This is a genomic window from Vibrio splendidus, assembly GCF_024347615.1.
In the GTDB taxonomy this organism is placed as follows: Bacteria; Pseudomonadota; Gammaproteobacteria; order Enterobacterales; family Vibrionaceae; genus Vibrio; species Vibrio splendidus.
In genome coordinates, this window is the sequence record NZ_AP025509.1 from 1797534 (window position 1) to 1821063 (window position 23530).

Annotated in this window: 23 protein-coding genes; 13 read left to right on the forward strand and 10 right to left on the reverse strand. The window is 45.2% G+C overall.

Annotated features, from left to right (window positions below; genetic code table 11):
* Positions 1 to 47: 47 nt before the first annotated feature.
* The 5 genes from OCU90_RS25080 to uraH form a co-directional block, all read right to left on the reverse strand.
* Positions 48 to 1286, reverse strand: coding sequence for an alpha-xenorhabdolysin family binary toxin subunit A (locus tag OCU90_RS25080; RefSeq protein WP_061021340.1), 1239 nt, complete (start codon positions 1284 to 1286; stop codon positions 48 to 50).
* Positions 1287 to 2054: 768 nt separating this feature from the next.
* Positions 2055 to 3419 (reverse strand): 8-oxoguanine deaminase, encoded by a 1365-nt coding sequence (locus tag OCU90_RS25085; protein WP_017095078.1) that lies wholly within the window; start codon positions 3417 to 3419, stop codon positions 2055 to 2057.
* 173 nt (positions 3420 to 3592) lie between these two features.
* Positions 3593 to 5044, reverse strand: coding sequence for a nucleobase:cation symporter-2 family protein (locus tag OCU90_RS25090; protein WP_017095079.1), 1452 nt, complete (start codon positions 5042 to 5044; stop codon positions 3593 to 3595).
* Between the two features lie 217 nt (positions 5045 to 5261).
* Positions 5262 to 6605 (reverse strand): NCS2 family permease, encoded by a 1344-nt coding sequence (locus tag OCU90_RS25095; protein WP_017061593.1) that lies wholly within the window; start codon positions 6603 to 6605, stop codon positions 5262 to 5264.
* 245 nt (positions 6606 to 6850) lie between these two features.
* On the reverse strand, positions 6851 to 7204 hold the full coding sequence (uraH, locus tag OCU90_RS25100) for a hydroxyisourate hydrolase (RefSeq protein WP_017083063.1): 354 nt from the start codon (positions 7202 to 7204) through the stop codon (positions 6851 to 6853).
* 411 nt (positions 7205 to 7615) lie between these two features.
* On the opposite strand from uraH, the gene puuE reads away from it, so the two are divergent.
* From puuE to OCU90_RS25165, 13 genes are all read left to right on the forward strand, one after another.
* Positions 7616 to 8554: an allantoinase PuuE gene (puuE, locus tag OCU90_RS25105; RefSeq protein WP_061021342.1), complete on the forward strand. Its 939-nt coding sequence runs from the start codon at positions 7616 to 7618 to the stop codon at positions 8552 to 8554.
* Positions 8555 to 8576: 22 nt separating this feature from the next.
* Entirely contained in the window at positions 8577 to 9092 is a 516-nt protein-coding gene (gene uraD / locus OCU90_RS25110) for a 2-oxo-4-hydroxy-4-carboxy-5-ureidoimidazoline decarboxylase (protein ID WP_061021344.1), read from the forward strand.
* A 123-nt stretch (positions 9093 to 9215) separates the two neighbouring features.
* Positions 9216 to 10202: an allantoicase gene (alc, locus tag OCU90_RS25115; protein ID WP_061021346.1), complete on the forward strand. Its 987-nt coding sequence runs from the start codon at positions 9216 to 9218 to the stop codon at positions 10200 to 10202.
* 14 nt (positions 10203 to 10216) lie between these two features.
* Positions 10217 to 10777 (forward strand): ureidoglycolate lyase, encoded by a 561-nt coding sequence (locus tag OCU90_RS25120; RefSeq protein ID WP_004732859.1) that lies wholly within the window; start codon positions 10217 to 10219, stop codon positions 10775 to 10777.
* 14 nt (positions 10778 to 10791) lie between these two features.
* On the forward strand, positions 10792 to 12111 hold the full coding sequence (locus OCU90_RS25125; RefSeq protein ID WP_061021348.1) for a urate hydroxylase PuuD: 1320 nt from the start codon (positions 10792 to 10794) through the stop codon (positions 12109 to 12111).
* Positions 12112 to 12338: 227 nt separating this feature from the next.
* Positions 12339 to 12719, forward strand: a complete 381-nt coding sequence (locus tag OCU90_RS25130; protein WP_061021350.1) for a hypothetical protein — start codon at positions 12339 to 12341, stop codon at positions 12717 to 12719.
* 48 nt (positions 12720 to 12767) lie between these two features.
* Positions 12768 to 13364 (forward strand): DJ-1/PfpI family protein, encoded by a 597-nt coding sequence (locus tag OCU90_RS25135; RefSeq protein ID WP_061021352.1) that lies wholly within the window; start codon positions 12768 to 12770, stop codon positions 13362 to 13364.
* Positions 13365 to 13460: 96 nt separating this feature from the next.
* The gene (locus tag OCU90_RS25140; protein ID WP_019824606.1) at positions 13461 to 13700 is read left to right on the forward strand and encodes a hypothetical protein; all 240 of its coding nucleotides are present in this window, start codon (positions 13461 to 13463) and stop codon (positions 13698 to 13700) included.
* 16 nt (positions 13701 to 13716) lie between these two features.
* On the forward strand, positions 13717 to 14190 hold the full coding sequence (locus tag OCU90_RS25145; RefSeq protein ID WP_019824607.1) for a GrpB family protein: 474 nt from the start codon (positions 13717 to 13719) through the stop codon (positions 14188 to 14190).
* A gap of 354 nt (positions 14191 to 14544) precedes the next feature.
* Positions 14545 to 15048 (forward strand): RDD family protein, encoded by a 504-nt coding sequence (locus tag OCU90_RS25150; RefSeq protein WP_061021354.1) that lies wholly within the window; start codon positions 14545 to 14547, stop codon positions 15046 to 15048.
* Between the two features lie 38 nt (positions 15049 to 15086).
* Positions 15087 to 16322: an MFS transporter gene (locus tag OCU90_RS25155; protein ID WP_081089942.1), complete on the forward strand. Its 1236-nt coding sequence runs from the start codon at positions 15087 to 15089 to the stop codon at positions 16320 to 16322.
* Positions 16323 to 16371: 49 nt separating this feature from the next.
* Positions 16372 to 16842 carry a GNAT family N-acetyltransferase gene (locus OCU90_RS25160; RefSeq protein WP_061021356.1) on the forward strand — a complete coding sequence of 157 codons (471 nt, stop codon included), beginning with the start codon at positions 16372 to 16374 and terminating at the stop codon, positions 16840 to 16842.
* Between the two features lie 248 nt (positions 16843 to 17090).
* Positions 17091 to 17612, forward strand: coding sequence for a hypothetical protein (locus OCU90_RS25165; protein ID WP_061021358.1), 522 nt, complete (start codon positions 17091 to 17093; stop codon positions 17610 to 17612).
* Between the two features lie 131 nt (positions 17613 to 17743).
* Here the strand turns inward: OCU90_RS25165 and OCU90_RS25170 are convergent, their stop codons facing one another.
* From OCU90_RS25170 to xdhC, 5 genes are all read right to left on the reverse strand, one after another.
* Positions 17744 to 18376 (reverse strand): DUF3299 domain-containing protein, encoded by a 633-nt coding sequence (locus OCU90_RS25170; protein ID WP_061021495.1) that lies wholly within the window; start codon positions 18374 to 18376, stop codon positions 17744 to 17746.
* A 166-nt stretch (positions 18377 to 18542) separates the two neighbouring features.
* Complete coding sequence (locus OCU90_RS25175; RefSeq protein WP_061021360.1) at positions 18543 to 19919, reverse strand: metal-dependent hydrolase family protein; 1377 nt, start codon at positions 19917 to 19919, stop codon at positions 18543 to 18545.
* Positions 19920 to 20076: 157 nt separating this feature from the next.
* Positions 20077 to 20958, reverse strand: a complete 882-nt coding sequence (locus OCU90_RS25180) for an AEC family transporter (RefSeq protein WP_061021362.1) — start codon at positions 20956 to 20958, stop codon at positions 20077 to 20079.
* Positions 20959 to 21245: 287 nt separating this feature from the next.
* The gene (guaD, locus tag OCU90_RS25185; RefSeq protein ID WP_061021363.1) at positions 21246 to 22580 is read right to left on the reverse strand and encodes a guanine deaminase; all 1335 of its coding nucleotides are present in this window, start codon (positions 22578 to 22580) and stop codon (positions 21246 to 21248) included.
* A gap of 59 nt (positions 22581 to 22639) precedes the next feature.
* Positions 22640 to 23521 carry a xanthine dehydrogenase accessory protein XdhC gene (gene xdhC / locus OCU90_RS25190; protein ID WP_017630713.1) on the reverse strand — a complete coding sequence of 294 codons (882 nt, stop codon included), beginning with the start codon at positions 23519 to 23521 and terminating at the stop codon, positions 22640 to 22642.
* Positions 23522 to 23530: the final 9 nt, after the last annotated feature.

Below are 23530 nucleotides of genomic sequence, written 5' to 3' on the forward strand. Positions count from 1 at the left end.
ATAGCGTCGATTTTATCTGTCGCGCTACTTTTCGATAGGTATAGGGACTAATCCATTTTTTGGATATATGCATTGTTTGCGAACGCTTTTGCTTTCTCACTAATATTACTCCAGTTACTTTCCGCAACTGTTGTATTCGCAAGAGCACCTATCGCACCAAGCATGGCATCGTCTTTCATGATATCGGCATTATCCTGAGCTTGTTCTAGTGCAACGAGTAACGAAGTGAAGTCGGCATTCATTTTCTGCCAATTCAGTTTCAGCTTATTAATATGTGGAATCGCATTTCCAATTTGCTGAGAAATTATCTCGATACTCTCTGAAGAGCGATGATAAGAGTTGTATATCTTTTGCGTGTAAGTTAACTGCTCTTGAAGCTCTTTTACTTCGCTTTGTAATTCGTTACGAAGTTTACGTGCTTTTTCAGCTTTGTCGCCGTAGACGCCCATGATTGGCCCTGCAACCAGAGGGAACCATGCATAAGTCACTGCAGTAGAGGCGACCGTAACGTAGTGAGTGTAATCTTTGTTGAGTTGAGTAATACGCGCATTAATGTCGTTCACTCGTTGCTGAAGCGCACTACCATCATCGCTTAGATAGCCGTTGTGTGTGCCTTCCAACACATCTAGCTGTAATTTTTGCGTGTCCAGTGTGGCTGAGAATTCCAATAGATTGCCGCCAACGTCAGACACTTCTTGTTGGTATCTCATGGAAAAGTTCTGCAAGCTTTTTAGGTAAGCAATCGCCATTTTTCTGTTGCGTTCTACCGCTTCAATATCTTCCGGTAGTGGCGAGAAAGCTTTGGCCAACATTTCATTTAAGGCATCACTCAAAGGGTTGAGCATGTAGTCTTTGATTTGTGCGTAATTGGCCAAGCTCAATGAAAGGCCAACAATGCTCGGGTAAAGGTCTTTTTTCCAATAAAAGGCAGTATCGTGAATATTTGAGTATTGCTCGACCAGTGCTTGAAAATTAGAGAAAGGAATGTCGTTAGGAATACTTAAAGTCGACTTCATACTGGCTTCTGTCACAGGCAGTGCTAAAGCACCTTCGACATAGGCTTGGATCTGATACCACTCTTGCTGTTTGAGAATAAAGTTGTCGGTATCTAAATCAATAAAGACGCCATTCTCACCGATTATCGTATCGTAGGTGACTTGAGGTATGTTTTGTTCAGCTGACGCTTGGTTAACTTGAACTGGCGCTGCTTGAGAAGTGAAAGCAAAAGAAGAAAGTAGCCCAATTGAAATCGAAGATAGTACGAGTGTTTTAGTGATTTTTTTCATCGTTTAGCCCTGTTAGATTTGTTATTAGCTTTTTACAAAGACAATAATCCCCCTACCATTCGATGGAATTTTTAAATATTTATGAAGGGTTATTGAATAGTTTTATATTGTTATTCTTATAATTATTTTTTTGTTTTTAAAATAGACCCCTTTAATGTGTTTTTTGTTTTTATAAGATTTGGTCAATCTATAGTAGATTTATAATGAAAAGTTCTATTTAGATCACATATTTGGATTCATATTGATTGATTGTTGATCTATTGAATTTAATGATATTTAAGTCACTACTCTTGTGTCTTTTGTCAAGCTAGGTATGGAAAGGTCTCGAGAGGTTTTTATTCTATTCATAAATGCGATAAGTGATAAAAGTATAATTATCATCATGATTTCCATTATTACTAAATCTGTTGATTAATTTGATGAATATATAAATAGAACGAGCGTTTTAAATTTGATCTGTGCCAAATAATGTACGGGTTTTATATTAAGGAAAGTTTCTGTTAGTGGCTTTTTATTAGCGAGTGTTTTATTAGTGGAAATTATATTAGATGAAGTTAAATTAGATTCTCTTTAATTAATGACATTGTTTTGGATTTATTAAATCTGGAATTATTTAAGGAAATAGATGGATACGTAGGTTGAGAGGACATCATGTTCATAGGGTTTTAGAATGTTTGCGATATTTTCGAATCTTTGCGGATGTTCGGGGTGTTTGCCCATCAAAGCCACGCGCTTTGGCTTGCAGTGTTTGATGGGCAAGTGTCTTAGTTAGTTGTTATTCATCGCCAGCTTACCGAGCTTCATCGCTGCGGCATGGTGGCGGTGCATCAATTGTTCCATGTCTACGCCAATTACAGCCCCATCATTAACTCGCCATTTTCCGGCTACCATCACCTTATCCGCTTGTTGAGCGCCACAAAGTAGTAGTGCAGCCAGTGGATCGTGGCTGCCAGAGAAACGAATATCATCGAGTTTGAACATCGCGATGTCGGCTTGTTTTCCGACTTCTAGTGTACCGATATCCGTTCTACCCATTGCGCGTGCTGAGCCTGACGTTGCCCAGCGCAGTGCGTCAAAGTGTGAAACATTGGCAGAACCATACTGCAGGCGCTGTAAGTACATCGCCATGCGCACTTCGGCAATCATATTGGAGCCGTCATTCGAGGCCGAACCATCCACGCCTAGCCCGACTTTCACGCCAGCGGCTTCAAGGTCGTTGTTCTTACAAATACCAGAAGCCAGCATCATGTTGGAAGTAGGGCAGTGGCTGATGCCAATGCCTGCTTTACCCAAGCGCTTGATCTCTTCTGGATTGAAGTGAATGCCGTGTGCAAGCCAAGTGCGTTCATTCAGCCAGCCGACATCTTCTAGGTAATCGACAGGGCGTAGACCGAACTTCTCGATACAGAAGTCCTCTTCATCGAGCGTTTCGCATAGGTGAGTGTGCATCATCACGTTCTCACGCTCACTGATCTTGGCGGTCTCTTTCATTAGATCGGTGGTGACTGAGAACGGCGAACAAGGCGCGAGTGCGATTTGAATCATCGCCCCTTCATCACGCTGGTGGTAATCGCGGATCAAGCGTTGGCTGTCATCGATAATGGTTTGTTCGGTTTGAATGGTGTGTCGTGGAGGTAGCCCACCTTCATCTTCCCCTAGGCTCATGGAGCCGCGCGTAAATATCGCTCTCACACCTAGTTTCTCTGCGGCCTCGACTTGTAAATCGATGGCGTGCTCTAGCCCGTTTGGCAGCAAGTAATGATGGTCTGACGCTGTGGTACAGCCCGACATCATTAACTCAACCAGCGCCAGCTCTGTGGCAAGGCTCATCATCTCTGAGTCGAGGTTGGCCCAAACTGGATAGAGGCTTTGTAGCCAATGGAAGAGTTCTTTATTCAGTGCGCCGGGGTAGGCACGCGTTAGGGTTTGATAGAAGTGGTGGTGCGCATTGATAAGCCCAGGAGTCACAACATGACGAGAGGCGTCGACGCTGTAATCTACGGGTAAGGTCGGTTCTTTGTGTTTGCCAACCAGCTCAATGATTGTATTACCTTTAATGACAATACCGCCTTCTGCATCAGCCAGTGAGCCAGTGTAGATTGCGAGAGGATTCTTAATCCAGATGGTTTCCATTCATAGTAGTCCTTAGCCATCTCAGCCTTTTCAGGGAAGAGGGTCTTTATTGGTATTTGCTGTTGAAAGATAAATTCGAATCAGGGCGTTAAAACGTTCAATGCTCTAATCAGCCCTGATCCTACGGAAATCGGTTTTACGTTAGTTTGAGACTTAGTTAGTTCGAGAACCAGCTAGTTCGTTTTTGGCTCAGGGTCATCTGATGCTGCTTGAACGTCTGCTTCTGTACTTGCTTGCTGAATCTCTAATTGCTCGTCTGAGTGTCGTTCTTCTTCTGCTTGCTCTTTCATTTCTAGCTCAACTTGCGCTTGGCTTTCGGCCAGTGCTTCTTGCTCTTCTGCTCGTGAAGACTTTGGTAAAACAAGGTTCAATAGCACCGTCATGATAGTACCGGTAGTGATGCCAGAGTGAAGAAAGTTCGCAAGGTCATGCGGCAAGTGTTGCAGTAATCTTGGTTCGAAAGTGACGGCCAAACCAGATGCCAAACCAACACAGATTACCAAGGCATTTCGCTTGGTGTCTGCGGCTTTGATCAACATGCGGATACCCGCGTAGGCAATCATTCCGAACATCACAAAACCCACACCACCTAGAACAGGTTTCGGAATCGTGACGGCAATAGCGGCTAATTTCGGGAATAAACCGCCTAAAATTAGCAAACCACCGGTTGCAGCCACTACATAACGACTTGCTACACCTGTGATACCCACAATACCGACGTTTTGACTGAACGATGCCAGTGGCATTGCCGTTAAAATCGAAGATAAGGTACTACCAAGTCCATCGCCTAATAGACCACGTTTTAAGTCTTTACCGCTGACTTGGGTTTGGCAGTTGTTGCCTAGTGCCATGAAGTCACCTGTTGCTTCGGCGATAACCACGATGTACACCAAGCTCATGCTGATGATGGCACTCGCAGAAAAGGTAAAGCCATATTTGAAGGGCTCAGGTCCGCCAACCCAAGCGGCAGAGCTGATTTGCTCAAGGTCGACCATGCCGAGTGATAGCGCCACAATATAACCGCCCGCTAAACCAATCACGATGGCCGAAGCGGCAACCGCGCCTTTACAGTAAACCGATACGCCGACCACGATGCCCAGCGATACAAGGGCTAGAAACAGTTTAGGTAGTGTGGCGAATTGTTCTGTGTTGGCAGGGGAGTCTCCGACCCAGTTCATGGCAACCGGTAAAATGGTTAAGCCGATTAAGGTAACCACTACACCACTTACCACGGTTGGGAACAGTTTCCGAACCTTGTCCATATAGAAGCTGGCACCAATCACCACGAACGAGCCGATAAGCGCTGAGCCCATGATAGCGGCGACACCGCCTTCGTTGCCGATTGAAATGGCGACGCCCAAAAAGGCAAAGCTCGAACCCATCACCACAGGCAGTCGAATGCCAACAGGGCCAAAACCGAGACATTGAGCGACGGTTACAATACCTGACGCCAGCAGCGCAGCATTGATCAGCGAAACGATCTCGGTGTTAGGCAAGCCAATTGACGCGCCGACAATAAGGGGAACAGCGACGATGCCACCAATTGAGGCGAGCATGTGCTGTAATGCGAGTAGGAAGGTTAAGCCGTGAGGCGGTCTTTCATTTAGGGTGTACAGAAGTTTCATTTGATATTCCTCTGCCTGTGTTTCCGTTTACAGGCGATTGGCGGTCAAATAATGACTTCTACAAACTGCGTAGGGTCATAAAAAAGGTGCACTAACCGAGCGGATATTTGTGTGTTCCGCTGATTAGCACAATTAGCTTTTTCTTAAAAATGTTGTTCTAGCATGTGTCTTGGTAGCTCGGCCTGCGAACAAGCCAAGCGATAGTTACGTTGGGTGATTAACCGATGAACACGAGCTTCGCGACAAAAATAGCCGCTAAGAAGTACATCGAAATCGAGACGTCTTTTGTTTTGCCTGTCGCCAGTTTCAGCACTGTGTAGGTAATGAAACCCAGTGCGATACCATTCGCGATAGAGAAGGTCAGAGGCATCATTAACGCTGTAATGGCTGCGGGAGCACCGTTGGTGAAGTCTTTCCAGTCAACGTGCTGCATGCTGCTCATCATCACGAACGCCACGTAAATCAACGCGCCAGAGGTTGCGTAAGCCGGGATCATGCCAGCAAGTGGAGATAGGAAAATTGCCGCTAAGAACAACACACCAACCACAATCGCAGATAGGCCTGTTCGTGCGCCTGCTGCAACGCCCGCTGCACTTTCTACGTAACTGGTTACTGGCGGACAACCCACACACGCACCTGCCACACTTGAGATACTGTCGGCTTTAAGCGCTTTGCTTAGGCCTTCAATTTTTCCTGTTTCAGGGTTAGTTAGGTTTGCACGCTCAGCCACGCCCATCAAAGTACCCGCGGTATCGAACATGTTTACAAAAAGGAAAGCCAAGATAACGCTGATCATTGAAACATCGAGAGCGCCCATAATATCCATTTTTAGGAACGTAGGCGCTAAGCTTGGTGGCGCCGCGAAGAAGCCGTTGTAATGCACTAAGCCAAGCATCATACCGACGAGCGTTACACTCAAAATACCGATTAACACCGCACCAAATACTTTACGCTCACTAAGAACAGCGATGATAAGGAAAGCGATAGCGGCCAGTAGCGCTTCAGGTTTAGTGAAGTCACCTAGTGACACCAGTGTTGCTGGGTTTTCGACGACGATGCCTGCTGTTTTAAGACCAATTAGACCTAAGAACAAACCAACGCCCGCAGTCATGGAGTAACGTAAACTCACAGGGATACTTTCAATGATCCATTGGCGGACTTTGTAGAAACTCATCCCGACGAACAAGATACCTGAGATAAACACCGCACCCAGTGCCACTTCCCAGCTGTAGCCCATTTCGCTTACTACCGTGAACGAGAAGAAGGCATTCAAGCCCATGCCCGGCGCAAGGCCGACAGGCCAGTTCGCAAATAACCCCATTAACAAACAACCGATAGCTGCACCAATACAGGTTGCGACGAATACCGCTCCTGCATCCATACCCGATGCGGCCATAATTTGTGGGTTAACGAAGATGATGTAAGCCATGGTTGCGAAGGTGGTGACACCGCCGACCAACTCATTTTTCACACTGCTTCCGTGGGCCTTAATTTTAAAGAGTTTCTCTAAAATTCCGTTATTCGCATCTTGGTTGAGTATTTCTGTTTTACTCTCACTCATGTCAGCAAGTCCTTTTATGTTGTGATCCATTTATTGAATACAGCGAGATTTCAATATTAAGTTTTAAGGTTTTTTCCTAGCCGCTATTTCTTTAGCTATCAGTTGATTAGTCATCAACTTCTAACTAATAACGTTATTAGTATTTTTATATGAGCGTGTTTAATGAGCGCGCATCATTTTAGATGCACGCACTAATCTGCTTAATATTTGTCGGTGAGCCTAGTTAGAAGTTCTAGGTCACGAGACTAACTGCCCCGATAGGTTGAGAAACTGTAAGGCGAGACGAGAAGAGGAACGTGATAATGCGCTTCTGGATCATCTAGACCAAAGCGAATAACAACATCGTCTAGGAAAGGCACGCCATCCAATTCCACGCCTTTACTTCTGTAGTAATCGGCTACGTAAAACACCAATTGATATTTCCCCGGTCGGAAATCATTCCCTGCCAGAATCGGCGCATCGGTTCGGCCATCGGAGTTAGTGATTACCGTCGCCAGCTTTTCTGTTGAGTCTTCATTGACCTTATAAAGCTCTACCTTGATCTCTGCACCCGGTAAGCCGTGAGTTGTGTCTAATACGTGTGTTGTTAATCTTCCCATAGTCCTTTAATAGCGCTTTTGGCGCTCCTCTGTTCCGTGGTTTATCTGTCTGTTTCGACCTTGCAAAGAATGCAACTGGTCACTTTGTTATCACTAACTATGTACGAACTGTACACAATTAGTAAAGCGAATTGTTGTAAAAATGTTAACTATTGTGTCGTTTTTTCTGACTTTATAGATCTTGATTATCGTTTTTTGGTGAGTTTTGGTTTTATTAAGTTATTGTTTTTAATTAGCAATAGTGCGTAAATTTAACTTGAATAACAAAATCTTTACATTGAGATAAATAATTGTATACAATAAATGTACAGGGGTAAGGTTGCTCTGTTTATCGAGAATCCATTTGGTTGAATCATTTGGTGACTTACTTAAAGAGCGGCTAAGCCAACCACTTATGTTAGGAGTACTTGGATGAATAAGGATTATTCAAGAAATTTGATCGGTTACGGAGCTAACCCTCCAAACCCTCAATGGCCAGGTAATGCGCGCGTCGCGGTTTCTTTTGTATTGAACTATGAAGAGGGCGGTGAGCGTTGTTTGTTACATGGAGACGACGAGTCTGAAGCCTTTCTCTCAGAGATCCCGTCAGCACAACCGATCAAAGGCGAACGTCACATCAGCATGGAATCCATCTATGAATATGGTAGCCGTGTAGGTGTGTGGCGTGTTCTTCGCTTGTTCGATGAATATGAAATCCCACTGACCGTATTTGCTGTCGCAATGGCGATTGAGCGTCACCCAGACGTTGCCAAAGCCATGGTCGAAGCGGGGCACGAAATCTGTAGCCACGGTTACCGTTGGATCGACTATCAATACATTGATGAGTCTGAAGAGCGCGATCACATGACCAAAGCGATTGAGATCATTCAACAAGTGACGGGTCAGCGCCCGCAAGGTTGGTACACAGGTCGAACGGGTCCAAATACGCGTCGCTTGGTTGCAGAAGAGGGCGGTTTTCTTTACGACTCTGATGCCTACGATGATGACCTGCCTTATTGGCACACCGAGACTGGTCATCCGCAACTGGTGATCCCTTACACACTCGATGTGAACGACATGCGCTTTTCAACCGCGCAAGGCTTCAACTCGGGTGAGCAGTTTTTCCAATACCTAAAAGACACGTTTGACACCCTTTATATGGAAGGTGAAACAGCACCGAAAATGATGTCGGTTGGGCTGCATTGTCGTCTGATTGGTCGTCCCGGTCGTATTGCTGCATTAAGACGTTTCTTAGACTACGTAAAACAGCATGACAGCGTGTGGTTATGTCGTCGAATCGATATCGCCAACCACTGGCACCAACATCATCCATATCAACCAAATAACGCTATTCATCAACAACAAAAGTAGCAGTGAAGCAAGGAGGCTTAACGTGACTGAATTTCGATCATGCCAACCAACAACCATGGACCGCGATACGTTTGTCGCTCACTTTGCTGATGTCTACGAACACAGCCCGTGGGTTGCAGAAGTGGTGTATGACCAAGGTTTGAATGCAGAAGACGACCATATCGAGAATCTTCATCTGAAAATGGCATCGGCCTTGTTAAGTGCAGACCAAGGCAAACAGTTGGCTTTGATCAATGCTCACCCGGATTTAGCCGGTCGAGCAGCAGTAAACGGCGAACTCACCGAGTCGTCGACCAAAGAACAAGCGGGGGCGGGCATCGACCAGTGCAGCGCCGAAGAATTTGAAAAATTCACTTCTTACAACAACAGCTACAAAAGTCGCTTCAATTTCCCTTTTATCATGGCGGTGAAGGGAGCCAATCGTTACCAAATTCTTGAGTCGTTCGAGATGCGATTAGGAAATGATAGTGAAACTGAGTTTGCTACGGCGATTCAAGAGATCAACAAGATCGCGATGTTTCGTCTCTGGGATATGTAAGTTAACGGAGTTAACAGCTATCTCAGCCCAGTCTTAGTGCGCTAAGAGCACGCTTTATAAGCGAATAAGCCACTGAGTTCTCATTTTATTATTACTTGATTAATTGGATAGGATTACACGGACATGACCCAAACATTTGAACAATACATAAACCTTGCAGACGAAAAACTCGGCGCAGAAGCTATCTTCGCAACAGACGATTTTTTCGCCGATAAAAGCCGTCTTCTCAGCCACGCTGCGCCAGAGTGGAAAGACGACTTATACGACGATAACGGCAAGTGGATGGACGGTTGGGAAAGCAGACGCAAACGCGGTGAAGGTTATGACTACTGTGTCGTTCGCCTTGGCCTAGCTGGCACCATTGCTGGCGTTGATATTGATACCTCATTCTTCACAGGTAACTTCCCACCTTCGGCATCAATTGACGCGTGTTATTCACCACAAGGTGAACCAACGGACGCAACAGAGTGGCAAGAAATTCTGCCTTCAATGGCACTACAAGGTGATCATCATCATCTTGAAGCGATCGAAAGTGACCAAGTATTTACGCACCTACGTTTGAACATCTATCCAGACGGCGGTGTAGCGCGCCTACGTGTTTATGGCCGACCAAGTGTGGATTGGGACGCAATAGATTCTCAGCAACAAGTTGACCTAGCATCGGTTGAACACGGTGGCCGAGCACTCGCATGTAGTGACGAACACTACGGAAACAAAGCCAACATCTTAGGTCCTGGCCGCGGTGAAAACATGGGTGACGGTTGGGAAACAGCGCGTCGTCGTACACCGGGTAACGACTGGGTTATCGTGGCACTAGGCCACCCAGGTAACATCGAACGCATCGTTGTGGATACGGCCCACTTCAAAGGTAACTACCCTGACAGTTGCTCGATTCAAGCCGCTTACGTGAAAGGCGGAACCGACGACCAAGTAGAAACACAAAGCCTATTCTGGCGTGAACTGTTGCCTGCACAAAAGCTGCAAGCGCACGAGATTCACGAATTCATTTCTGAGGTAAACGACCTTGGTGCGATTACCCACGTACGTGCAAACATATTCCCAGATGGTGGTATCAGCCGTTTGCGTCTGTTTGGTACGAAAGCGAAATAGGTAAGGAAATGAGTATGAGTAATGGAATACGTCGTTTATCCATCGAACCGTTAACCAAGCAGGCTTTTGCAGAGTTTGGCGATGTTATCGAGTCCGATAATAGTGATTTCTTCATGATCAACAGTGGATCAACACGTCGTTACCACAAGCTAGCGACAACGGATGTGCAAGACCAAGACGGAGAAGCCATCATCAGCATCTTCCAAGCCACACCGTTGAGCTACCCACTGACCATCAAAATGTTAGAGCGTCATCCACTTGGCTCTCAGGCATTCATTCCATTACTTGGTCAACCCTATTTAATTGTTGTTGCGCCAAAAGGCGACGATCCAACATTAGCCAATAGCCGAGCTTTCTTGAGCAACGGCCGTCAAGGAGTGAACTATCACAAAGGGGTGTGGCATCACCCAGTTCTCGCCCTCACCGATCAAGACCAGTTCTTGATCGTCGATAGAGGCGGCGAAGGGCACAACTGTGACGAAGTTTATTTCGACAGCGATCGAGTGGCATTGCATTTGGACGACTTGCCAACGGACGACAATAAGGAAGAGCAACGCTTAGCTAAAGCGTTGTGATACAGGAGTTTATTATGGATCCGCATATTACAGAATGGTTGAATCTAGCAATACGCTGGGCTCACATGATTGTTGGTGTTGCGTGGATAGGCGCATCATTTTACTTTGTTTGGTTAGAGAACAACCTTAACCGAGTAAATCCAAAAACGGGCCTTTCAGGCGACTTATGGGCAATTCACGGCGGTGGTATTTATCACCTAGAGAAGTACAAACTTGCGCCACCAGAGATGCCAGAGCACCTGCACTGGTTTAAATGGGAAGCTTACTTCACGTGGATCACCGGTGTGTGTCTACTGGGTGTGGTTTACTACCTTAACGCTGAGATTTACCTGATTGCACCGGGCTCTGGTCTTGATTCAACCACTGCAATCGCTATTGGTATTGGTTCATTCGTTGCCGGTTGGTTTATCTATGACTTACTGTGTGACTCACCATTAGGTAAAACTCCAGTGTTGCTTGGTGTTGTGCTGTTTGTGCTGCTCGTCGCTGCGACATATGGCCTAACTCAAGTGTTCAGTGGCCGTGGTGCTTACATTCATGTGGGTGCAATCATTGGTACCATCATGGTGGGTAACGTATTCCGCGTTATCATGCCTGCACAACGTAACTTGGTGAAAGCGATTGAAGAGAAGCGCGAACCGGATCCGGGATTGCCAGCGAAAGGTCTACTGCGTTCTCGTCACAACAACTACATGACCCTGCCAGTGCTGTTCATCATGATCAGTAACCACTTCCCAAGTACTTATGGCTCGGAATACAACTGGCTGATTCTTGCTGGGCTAGCGATCTTCAGTATCTTGGTGCGTCACTACTTCAACACGCGTCATGGTAGTCAGAAGTTTGCATGGACAGTGCCAGTAGCTGCATTGGGTATGATCACGCTTGCGTTTGTGACTTCACCTTACGCGAAAAAACAGATGACTCCAGTTGTACAGGCGCCAGTGGTTCAAGAAGTGCAAGTAAGCGCGACTGAATCGACGGTAGAAGAGGCTGCTTCAATCGATACTGCTTCAACTACAACTGATGCTCTAGCTTTACCAGCAGACCACGCAGCTCAAACCGCTAGCGCAGGAGTCAGCTTTGAAACCATCAACAAGGTCATTCAAGAGCGCTGTTCTGTGTGTCACTCTTCAACCCCGAGCCACGCTGCTTTTGCTGCTGCGCCAGCCGGTGTGATGTTTGATACTCCAGAAGAGATTAAAGCCAACGTCCCAAGGATTGTTGCTCAAACCGTAACAACCAAGGTGATGCCGCTTGGCAACATGACTCAAATGACCGATGCAGAACGCGCACTCATCGGCACTTGGGTAGAGCAAGGCGCTACGCTTCAGTAATGATGTGAATCCTTTACCTAAGAGCATGAGTCTTAGGTGAGGCTTGGGGAGAGTTTGGTTTCGGGCACGCGCCAAACTCATCCCACCCTGTTTCCCCGGTTCCTATAACCGGGGCTTTTTGTTTTTGGGACAAAGGGAATGCAGATTTATCATTCAGTTGGTGACTCTAGGTGCATATGTGGATTAAAGTGAGCCGAATTAACTTCTGTTAGCGCTCTGGAGAAGAGATGAAATATATCGTTGTTGTTTGGACCCTATTGTCATTTACAGTACAAGCTAGTTGCTTTGTTGTAGGTGATCTCAAAGGTTTTTCTACTCGTCAATTTGAAAGCTTTGAAATTGATAAAGATGGTATTTCATCTCAAAAGTTCATCGTTGAGTTTAAAGGTGAGGAAAGTAGCGTATCTCCAAATAATATGAATTGCTTTCAGGTTGGTTCATCCACTCTAATTTGTGCGGATGTTGGTACTGACGGCAAATCAACTGTTGAGACTTGGGCTGTTTACCCTGAGAAAGAAAAAGCGGTTTACACTAAATCGATAAATGGTTTTGGTGACTTTAACGGCGCAAACATGTTTGTTGGTAATATCAAAGGGCGTTGCGACTAACTATTTGAAAAAATAGTCGTAAGTGTCGTGATCTAGGAAAGGATAAATATGGATATTGCCGTACTAACATTTGATGGATTTAACGAGCTGGATTCTTTCATCGCATCGGGTATTTTGAACCGAATGAAAGAGTTTGGCTGGAATGTGCAGATCACTAGCCCTACAGAATCAGTGACGTCAATGAATGGAGTCACAATCCAATCTCAGCAACCTTTGGAGTTTGCCAATACTGCTGATGCGGTATTGTTTGGAAGTGGCATGTTGACCCGCGATATCGCCCAAGATGATAAATTACTCTCAAGGTTAAGCCTTAACCCACAAACACAATTGATTGGCGGTCAATGTTCAGGGACTTTGTTAATGTCGGTATTGGGATTGCTTAATCAAGTTCCAGCCTGTACTGATTTAGCAACGAAGCCATGGGTAATTGAATCCGGCGTGACTGTGTTGGATCAGCCGTTTTATGCGGAAGGAAACATTGCTACAGCAGGCGGCTGCTTGTCATCCAAATATCTAGCAGCATGGGTTATCAGTAAACTCGCAGACCAAGCACATGCCGAAGCTGCAATTCACTATGTTGCGCCTGTTGGTGAGAAAGAAGACTCTGTGAATCATTGCATGTCGATAGTAAGTACTTACGTTTAAACTGATTCATTGCGTGCGCAGTCCTGTATAAGGTTCTTGATATGAACATCTACCCATGGCATTTTTAGTCCAAATTGACTTTAGTTAGGACAAAAAATGGAAGACTTAATAGTCGCGTATTTTAGGGCACTGAGCTCATTCTTTAGGTATCTGTTTCAGTCGATATTGATTGAGTTCATTGGTTATGGAGCTGGCTGGATAGTTTGTAAAGTATTCACATTAGGGCGCTTCCCCCCATTAATTCCAACTGAAAAAGAGCGAACCAGAATCTCTTATATCGGAGCTATTAGCATCGTGTTGCTTCTGTTAGCAATTGGTGTCTTCAATAGTATGTGAGATGGAGTGAGGATATATGAAATTTTACCCCGCGGAGCAATACCAAGCAGCTTGCCACGAGCTGTTTGTCCGATACGAACGTGAAATCAAAAAGCTAATCCCTAACGCGAGAATTGAGCATGTAGGCGCATCTTCTATTCCATCTGCAGTGTCTAAGGGCGATTTGGATATCTTCATAGGTGTTGATCTCGGCGAGCTTGAGGATGCTATAGAGAGACTCACAACACTCGGCTTTAAAGAGAAACTCGATACGTTAAGAACACCCGAACTGTGTATGTTGGAATCTACATCCGCTGATGATGTGGCGTTGCAAGTGGTCGCTAACGGTTCTGAGTTCGAATGCTTTCTGGCATTTCGTGACAAGCTACGTGCGAATCCGGCATTGGTGGAGCAATACAACACCCTCAAAATGTCTTGTGAAGGTTGGCCACAAGATGAATACCGCGAAAAGAAGTCGACTTTTATCGAGCATGTGTTGGCTCTGAAATAGCAACAGTGCCCCTCACCTCTAATTGTCCAATTAACAAAAGTTTTATTAATACAAAGTGTTAAGTCAAAAAACCTTACTTCTGAAGATTGGCCCTCTTAAATTCCCTTCAAACTATCTTACCACGGTTTAATAGCTTAAATTTACGCAACTAAGCTCACATATATTGCATGAGGCATTAGTGGAGGTATTGGTTTGTGTTATGTTTCGCATTATTTTATAAAGCGTGACTTATCCATTGAAAGCAAAGTGTTTTCTTTCGGATTAATTTCAAGATTTGTCTATCAGTACATCAACTTGGCGCTATCAAAAATCGATTGCTCTACGCCAATAATCAATACCACCTTAGGAAAGGACATGTCTGAAGCAATAGAAAACACCCCTGCAATTGTACTCGCGTCTCGATGGTCTCGGTTTTGGGCGTTTGTTATCGACGGCCTCATTTATGCAGCTGCTATGATTCCAGTGGTCCTATATACCGATTTGTTCGATCGAGCCGTTTCTAATGGAGTCATAGAGTTACATGAACAAATCATGATGTTTGTTTATGGCTGGGTGATATTCCTCTTGTGTAATGGCTACTTACTGCAAAAGAAGGGACAAACGATCGGTAAAAATGTAATGGAAATTGCGATTGTTGATATGGATGGCAAGCAACTAGGGCTATTCAACATAATGATCAAACGAATTTTACCTATGAACATCTTTGTTTATATTCCTGTTATTGGTCAATATATATCGATTCTTAATTACCTGTTTGTTTTCCGTAAAAACAGACGCTGTTTGCATGACTTAATTGCAGGAACTCAGGTTATTAATGTTTCAGTGCCGAGAAACTTAGATTTCAGTACTATCGAATAGAAATTCGTAATCAAGCACTTACATACTTTAGGAACTTCATGATTCATAAGCTTTTCTCAGCCATTTCAATTTATAGGTATTTACCGAATAATATCTATTATTTAGCACTGGCTAGAATGATTCTGGGAATGGGTAACTTTATCGTTCCATTTTTAGTCTTACTGTTAACCGATAAGTTGGGTTATTCCGCAACAGTCGCAGGTTCCCTTGCCATGGGTGTGACGGGCTCTTACCTCTTAGGGAGCTTTTTAGGTGGGAGATTAGCCGATAGGTTGGGGCATAAACGGATCATGGTGTTTGGCGAGTTTATGTGCGCTGTATTATTGATTACTTGTGGTTTCTTCGCCGATGCTCCGGTAGTCGTACCTGTGTTCTTGTTTTGTGCCTATTTCTTTGGCGGTTTAGCGTTGCCCGCGAGTAATGCTTTAGTTGCGGACCTTTCTACCCCTCAGAATCGTGATGCAGTCATGTCACTGAGTTATCTAGCCTATAACTTTGGTTCAGCTCTTGGTCCTGTTATGGCTGGGTACTTGTTCTGGAATCACACTGACTGGATATTTTTCGGCAACGGTTTTGCGGCTCTTTTTTGTGTTTTTATTGTGGCTGCATTTGTGAAGTTGCAACCTGGAACGGAATCGACCAGCGAGAGTGAACTGGAACAGCCCGTTTCTGGTTCGGTTTGGTCAGTTTTAAAATCAAGGCCACGGCTTTTGTTGTTCACTTTTCTATGTGGATTGCTGTGGTATTCGCTAAATCAAATGACTATGGCGAGTCCATTGTATTTGAGCCATGTGTTTGGAGAGCAAGGCCCAATTATTTTCGGGCAACTCATGACTTACGCTTGTGTTGTAGTGGTGCTGATTACGCCAATCTTAATGAAGTTCACGTCAGGTAAGGCTGAAACCGTAAGCCTTGCTTATGCAGGCTTTATGTTTGCCTTTGGTTATATGCTCGTCATGTTGTTTCCCAACATTCCTGTTCATTTTTTTGCTTGGCTATTTCTATCTGCGGGCGAGGTTCTTCTTTTGACAAAAGAGGGCATATATTTAGCAAACAACTCCCCTTCGAGTCATCGTGGACGCATTCAAGGCGTGCTCATTACCTTGCGAACGGTTTTCGTTATGCCTAGTTTTATCGTGATTGGCTACTTTATCGATGATTATGGGTACACTTTCACTTGGTTTAGTGTGATATTAATTTCAGTTGTTGGTGCCGTTGGTTTTTATCTTATGTCAGCTAAGGGGAAGCAATCTCCAGCGTTAGTCACCGAGTAGTTATTCGATTTACTAGCAGTAGTATCTTTTAGTCACCAGAGGTAGGCTTATGATTACAATTAGAAAAGCGGTTGAGTCTGATGCTCAGGATATTTTCGATATTCGAAGCCGCGCCATTATCGAAAAGTGTTCCGCTTATTACTCAGAAGAACAGCTGTCAATATGGACGCAGGGTGGAATGTCTGATGGATTCATAAGCGATGTAGTCCAAACCTTTCACGTTTCAGAAGTTGATGGTCGAGTGATTGGCAGCGGTAAGATCAACATCGAAACCGGTATGGTTGATGCTATTTTTGTTGACCCAGATTTTTCCGGAAAAGGCGCAGCGAAGCAGATGTTGCAGTTCTTAGAGGAACTCGCGATTCAACACAATTTGCCGTTAATGAAGTTAGAATCGACTCTGAATGCCGCTGCGTTTTATCGTGCGTGTGGCTTTATTGGTGATGAACTTTCCACTTATCACTCTCCTAGAGGTATTAGCCTCGATTGCATCCCGATGGAAAAGCCGTTAGTTGCTTAAATAAACAGCGCCAACGCCAATTGTTGGTGCTGTTTTTACTTTCCCCTTACACTCCTTTCAAATATCGAATTTAGTATCAAATTTCTCTTTGTTACACAGGCAAGCCTCTCATTATGAAGAACTTCTTTGATAGCGAACTCATGCTCTCTAGCTCCTTGAATTTCGTTTTGCTATCGCTTGGGCTAACGCTCCTTTTTCATCTTCCGATTTGGTGTGGGTTCAACTTGAGCCGACGAAAGTGGAAGCTTATGGATTATTTATGGCCGTTCTTGGCGGGTATCGGGATGCTGGGTGCAGTGTCTGAGATTCGTGCGAAAGTAGCGGGTGATTGGGTTGAAACAGAACAAACCAGAGCGGTGGCGATTTTAGAATCGGTTCAGCAGTTTTCTTTGGATAAGCTGCGAAGTGATACCTGCACCGGTCAACCATCTTTAGATAGTCACGCTCAGCACCACGAAGCGTGTTTGTGGTATTTGAATACGGCGATCACGTTCAAAGATGTCGATTTCACCTTGTTACCCAACGCATCGGATTTTACGGTTCCTGCGCCTAGTGTATCGCTGGTGGAAAGTGATGCCGTGTGGGTGGATGGTATGCTGAGTCAGTATGAGATGCAGAAAAACCAATACATAAAAACCAGAGAAGCGCAGGTGAAGCAGCCACTAGAAAGTATCTTTTGGTATGTGAGCCCTTACTTAGTGTGTTTCGCGATTGCGTTACGTTTGACGAAAGTCACCGCAGAGCTCAAATTAGATAAGTGCGCACAGTAAGTGAATCCCTGTCTTTGAGACGAAAAAAGAGCCTATTATTCAGGCTCTTTAGGTTTCGATTGACAGTGAATTTAGGCGCTCATGTTGTCGCCTAAATATGCGTTAATGTTTAGTTGTGGTTGGACTGTAGGTTAGTGATAATTCACTACCATTGAGGCATTGAGTTTGTATCCCATGGTGACATCGGTATCTCCATCAACGAGGTATACATTGTCTGTTGTTAATTTTGAAGAAATCACGCCTTCCACCCAAACAGGATATTGAACCGTTTCTACTTTGTAGCCTTCAGGGTAAGAGACTCTTACGATTTGATTGGCTGGTGGCGGTGGCATATGGATACAAGCACCAGCCGTGGGAACTAACAAGAACTCGGTGGCGACTAGCGGCGCTGAAAACTCGATAGGTACTAGAAATCCAGGAATACGAACACTTTTACCATCGAAGTCATGTGTTACCGTTTCTGCCGCACGTTGTTGATTCACAATATATTCTGAGCGTAGTTTCAGCAACTCATCCGCGTCCAATCCTTCTGACTTTAATGTTTCTTTCAGTGCTACTAACTCCTCATTGCTCTTTGGGTCATCATATTGGCTTAGGGTGAATATTTGCTGAAGGATTAGCTTTTGTTGATAGCTTATTTCCGGAAGCACAACTTGGTTCTGTGCATGTACTGGTCTCAGATCTTTCCAATCTAATTCTGTTGGTTCACTAGCAAAGCTGCCAAACGAAACAATGGATACAAAGAGGGCAATTAGTCTATTCAATGTTTGGTTCACTTATTGGTTAGTGGATTATCAGTTACTGACTTATCGATCACTGGAATGTCGTTATCAATTGGTTCATCGGCTTGATGAGAGCCGATGAACAAAGTTACTTCTTTAAAAAGCTTTGAAGCCTAAAGCCTGAAACTCAGAGCTTTAAACCTAAGCCTTAAAGGCTGTTTTTGTAGATAACACCATCTTTCATAATAAGTTGGATGGACTCTGGAGATTCTGGTCGCTTATCGGCACCAAACCATTGATCACCTGTACCTACTACAGAGAAATCTTCGAATGGGTTGCCATCAAGAAGAAGTATATCTGCATAAGCTCCTTTCTCAATAACGCCTAATTTCGCGTCTGGGTATGGGTTCATGAAATCACCCGATAGTGTTGCAATCTCGCCACCTACTGAAGTGAGTGTTTTCAACGACTCGTAAGGACCAAAGAAGTCATTGTTTAGCTTTTTCTCGTAAGCGATTTGAATGTTACAGGCATCAACAGAGCCTACACAGTCAGTTTGGAAGCCACGTGGCGCCGGACATTTCTTCATATTAGGGATGTAGTCTTTAAACGCAGCAGAAGCTGATTTTGCTTTGGCTAGACTCGATGCAACGTTCTTCACTGCCGGTATTTCAAGGAGATTAGGGTCAAAAGCGGTGAGGTTAGTGGTGATGTACGCCCCTTTTTCTTCCATGAGTTCGGAAATTTCACAGTCGAACATGAAGCCGTGCTCAATGGATTTCACGCCTGCGTTTAGCGCGCCAATGATTGCTTCTTTTCGATAGGAGTGCGCCATTACATAACTACCGTAGGTTTCGGCCACTTCAACGGCTGCACCTACTTCTTCAGGTGAACCTGCGAGTAATTGCCATGGGTCAAAGGCTGAAACCACACCGCCAGACTGCATGTATTTCAATTGCGTAGCACCCATACGGAAGTTGTTACGAGCGTACTTTTTCACTTCTGCAACACTGTCTACTTCTTGTGCCATGTTTAAGCGACTGAAGTTGGTTTCCTCTCCAACTGGGGCTGTGTAGTTTGCAAAGTCAGCATGTCCGCCGCGGGTACTCAAAAACGCGCCCGATGGGTAGTAACGAGGGCCGAGGATTTGGCCTGCATCGATGGCTCTTCTTAAACCACCATTTGCACCACCGGCATCACGTACAGTGGTGAAGCCTTGCATCAAGTACATCTCAGCCATACGCGTTCCGTGTATCGCGAAATCTTCCCATGTTGTGTTGGATTCCATTGTTGGTAAGCTTGGCCCCATTAACATCAGGTGCGCATGGTTTTCGATAAAGCCTGGGGTTAAGGTTTTGCCTGTGCCGTCGATAACAACGGCATCATCACGAACATCAATCGCTTTTGTAGATATAGAGGTAATGATATTGCCTTCGACCAATACAAAATGATCTTCGTATAACTTGTTTTCAGTGCCGTTGAAGATATCTACGTTTTGAAATAACGTTTGTGGGAGTTGAGCCTCTTCGGCATAGGCAAATGACGCCACCAATGCCAGTGATGAAGCAAGTAAAGTCTTCTTCATTTTTATATCCTTATAATTAACGTAGAAATGAACTTATGATAGGTAAGCCAATGTTAACTATAGGATATGCATTAGGGGACTGCTGTGATTAATATGCTAGTTACGAGATGTGTCACCAAATGGCTGCTTTCAACGGATTATCTGAATTTATTCATCACTAACTCGACATAGACAGCGCGAATGACAACAAGATAGGCAAGGTAACCACGCTCAGGAAGTTACCGAACAACACCATAGATGCGACCTTGGGAGGCTCGACATTGAACCTTTCTGCAAACAGGTAGTTCATCACGGCGGGTGGCAGCATGGTGAACAGCACCATCATTTGTAAGTGCAGCGTAGGCAGCGGAATAAAGAAGTAGATGATGGCAAAGGCGATGGCCCCTGTGAACAGTGATTGAGCCGTACACAACAAGCCTACTTTGAGTCCGCTTAGCTTCAAGTTCACCATTTGCGAACCCAACGACAACAGCATGATAGGCACGGCTGCTTGGCCGAGTAGCGATGTTGCTTCGTAGATTGGATTCCATACTGCAATTCCAGACAGGTTGAGCGTCATCGCTAATGCTGCGGCTAAGAATATCGGCATCTTGAGGATCTGCTTGATCGGATTACCTTCACTCAGTAACGCCAAGCCAACACTAATATGGACACACGCCGATACCACAAACAGTAGTACTGCAGGGGCTAATGCGCTCTCACCAAAGGTATAGGTAAATAGGGGAATCGCGAGGTTGCCACTGTTGCGGAACATGTGTGGCGGAGCCCAAGCTTTGAAGTTGAGCTTAAAGATCTTACAGGTTGGTATCATCAATAAAGCAGGCACCAACACCGCGACCAAAGAGGCGGTGATGAGTGGCAATTGCTCGGTGTCGAGGGGCATGGTGGTCAGCGAGGCAAACACTAGCGCAGGAATACACACATCCATGTTGATCCTATTGATCGGTTTGAAATCGGGCTTGAGCCAACGACCAACCGCAAAGCCAGCACTGGCTAAAGCAAAAACGGGAAACAGAATGCTGACGACCTGTTCGAACATAGAATTCCTTTCTAGATGTAGTGCTTCCATTTAGCTGAGAAACGAATGTTCGAGAGAGATGCTAAAGTGAAGTATGAAATCGGGATGTATAAACATTAACCTATCAATATAATGACTTGGCGTCACCGAAGATCGTTGTCTGTGAGCGGTTAATTTATATTTCTTTGAATGAAGCACAAAAAAGACCAGTGGCATCAGCAACTGGTCTCTAAAGGCTAGATAAATCTGGACGGATTTTTAATTAACGACGGCTGTCGTTGTCTAGCGATTGTTACTCGGTTTTAAGCCTAACTAACGAGCTTTTTGTAGTCTTTGAAGTTCACATCGTAGGCCTTTTCGCCGTAGATGTAAGTCTCGCTAACGGTTCTGTCGTCACCCAAGCTCATCAATACAAACAGCTTCTCTTCAAGCTTGGTGGCTTGTTCCATTCTAAAGCGCATCAGCTGAGTTGCGTGTAGATCCAACACCACGAAATCCGCTTCTTTGCCGACTTCCAAGTTACCAATCTTGTCTTCTAAATGCAGCGAACGTGCGCCGCCTAATGTTGCCAAGAACAGCGACTTAGCTGGGTGCAGCTTCTTATGCTGTAACTGCATGATCTTGTACGCTTCACTCATTGTTTGCAGGATTGAGAAGCTGGTGCCTGCGCCTACATCAGTACCCACGCCGACACGAATACCGTGATCTTCCATCTCTGGTAACCGGAATAGACCAGAGCCTAAGAAAAGGTTAGAAGTTGGGCAGAAGGCGATGGCAGATTCAGTATCAGCAAGGCGTTTACATTCACAATCAGAAAGGTGAATACCATGAGCAAATACCGAACGCTTGTGAAGTAGTCCGTAATGGTCATAGACATCTAGGTAACTGTCGCGCTCTGGGAACAGCGATTTCACCCACTCGATCTCTTTCTCATTTTCTGAAAGGTGCGTGTGCATGTACACGTCTGGATATTCTTCTAGCAGTTTACCGACAGTGGCAAGTTGCTCTGGAGTACTGGTTGGCGCAAAACGAGGCGTCACCGCGTAAAGCAAACGGCTGCGGTTGTGCCATTTCTCAATCAGTTCCTTGGAGTCTGCGTAGCCTGATTCTGGAGTGTCGGTGAGGTAGTCTGGTGCATTGCGATCCATCAATACCTTACCGGCGATCATACGTAGATTACGCTTCTCGGCTTCTTCAAAGAATACGTTAACCGACTCTTTGTGTACCGTGCCAAATACCAGTGCCGTGGTGGTGCCGTTGCTTGCCAATTCGTCTAGGAATAGCTTCGCGACTTTGTGTGCATAAACTGGGTTTTTGAAGCGTTTTTCTTCTGGGAAGGTGTAGTTTTCTAACCAATCAAGAAGCTGCTCACCGTAAGACGCGATCATCCCTGTTTGAGGGTAGTGGATGTGCGTATCAATAAAGCCAGAGGTAATCAGCTTGTCTTTGTATTGTTTTACTTCGAGTGTTTTTGGTTGGCGAGCCAATACCTCATCGGCATGGCCTAAGTCGACGACATGGCCGTTCTCAACCACTAAAACACCGTCTTCAAAATAGTCGTAAGACTCATCGATACCGACGTCTTTTGGGTCGGCGACGCTGTGTAAAATACTGGCGCGATAAGCTTTGAGTTGCGTTGTCATGTTTACTTCCTTTTAATGACTTCAGCGACGTTATGGCCACTGAAGCTTTGCGACTTGTGTTAGGCGATCTTCTCTTCCAATGGTGGTTCGCCTACGTCGCTTGGTTGACTGTGTTGATCGGTCAAATCCTGATTTCGATATTGTTTGGTTGGGCGCTTTTGTTCAAGGGCTTGGCCTTGATAGTGTGCGATCAGTTCACCCGCAACCGATACCGCAATTTCGGCAGGGTGTTTGCCATTCACCGCGCTAATACCAATCGGGCAAATCATGGTTTCAATTTGCTCTTGGCTATAGCCGCGTTGCTCTAAGCGGAAGTCGAACTTCTTGCGCTTAGTAAGCGAGCCAATCATGCCGAAGTAACGGCTGTCTTCACGGTCGATAATGGCCTTAGTTAGGTCAAAATCGAGCTGGTGGTTGTGCGTCATTACAAGGTAATAGCTGTTCGGTGGCATGTGTTTTACTTCACCGACTGGATCGTCGCTTACTAGCTTTTTCACACCGTGTGGCAGCGTTTCAGGAAACACTTCTTCACGCTCATCAATCCAAGTCACGCGGAAAGGCAGGGTTGCGACAATGTGCAGCAGCGCTTTGGCAACGTGGCCAGCGCCAAACAACACGAGGTGGTTCTGTTGAGTGCCAATCGGCTCAAAGCTTAACGTTGCCATTCCGCCACAGCATTGGCCTAAGCGAGCACCGAGGTTGAAGCGTTCCACTTTGAGTGATTTTTCACTGGCAATCAGCATCTCGCGAGCCATTTTAGTGGCCACATGTTCAAGGTGACCACCACCAATCGTAGCGATGATTCGGTCACGAGTGACAAGCATTTTGGTGCCCGCATCGCGTGGAACGGAACCTCTGTCTTCAAGAACCGTCACCATCACACACGGTTCGTAGTTCTCTTCCAGTTTTGCCAGTTCGTGAATCCAATTATCCTTAAACATATGTCCTCC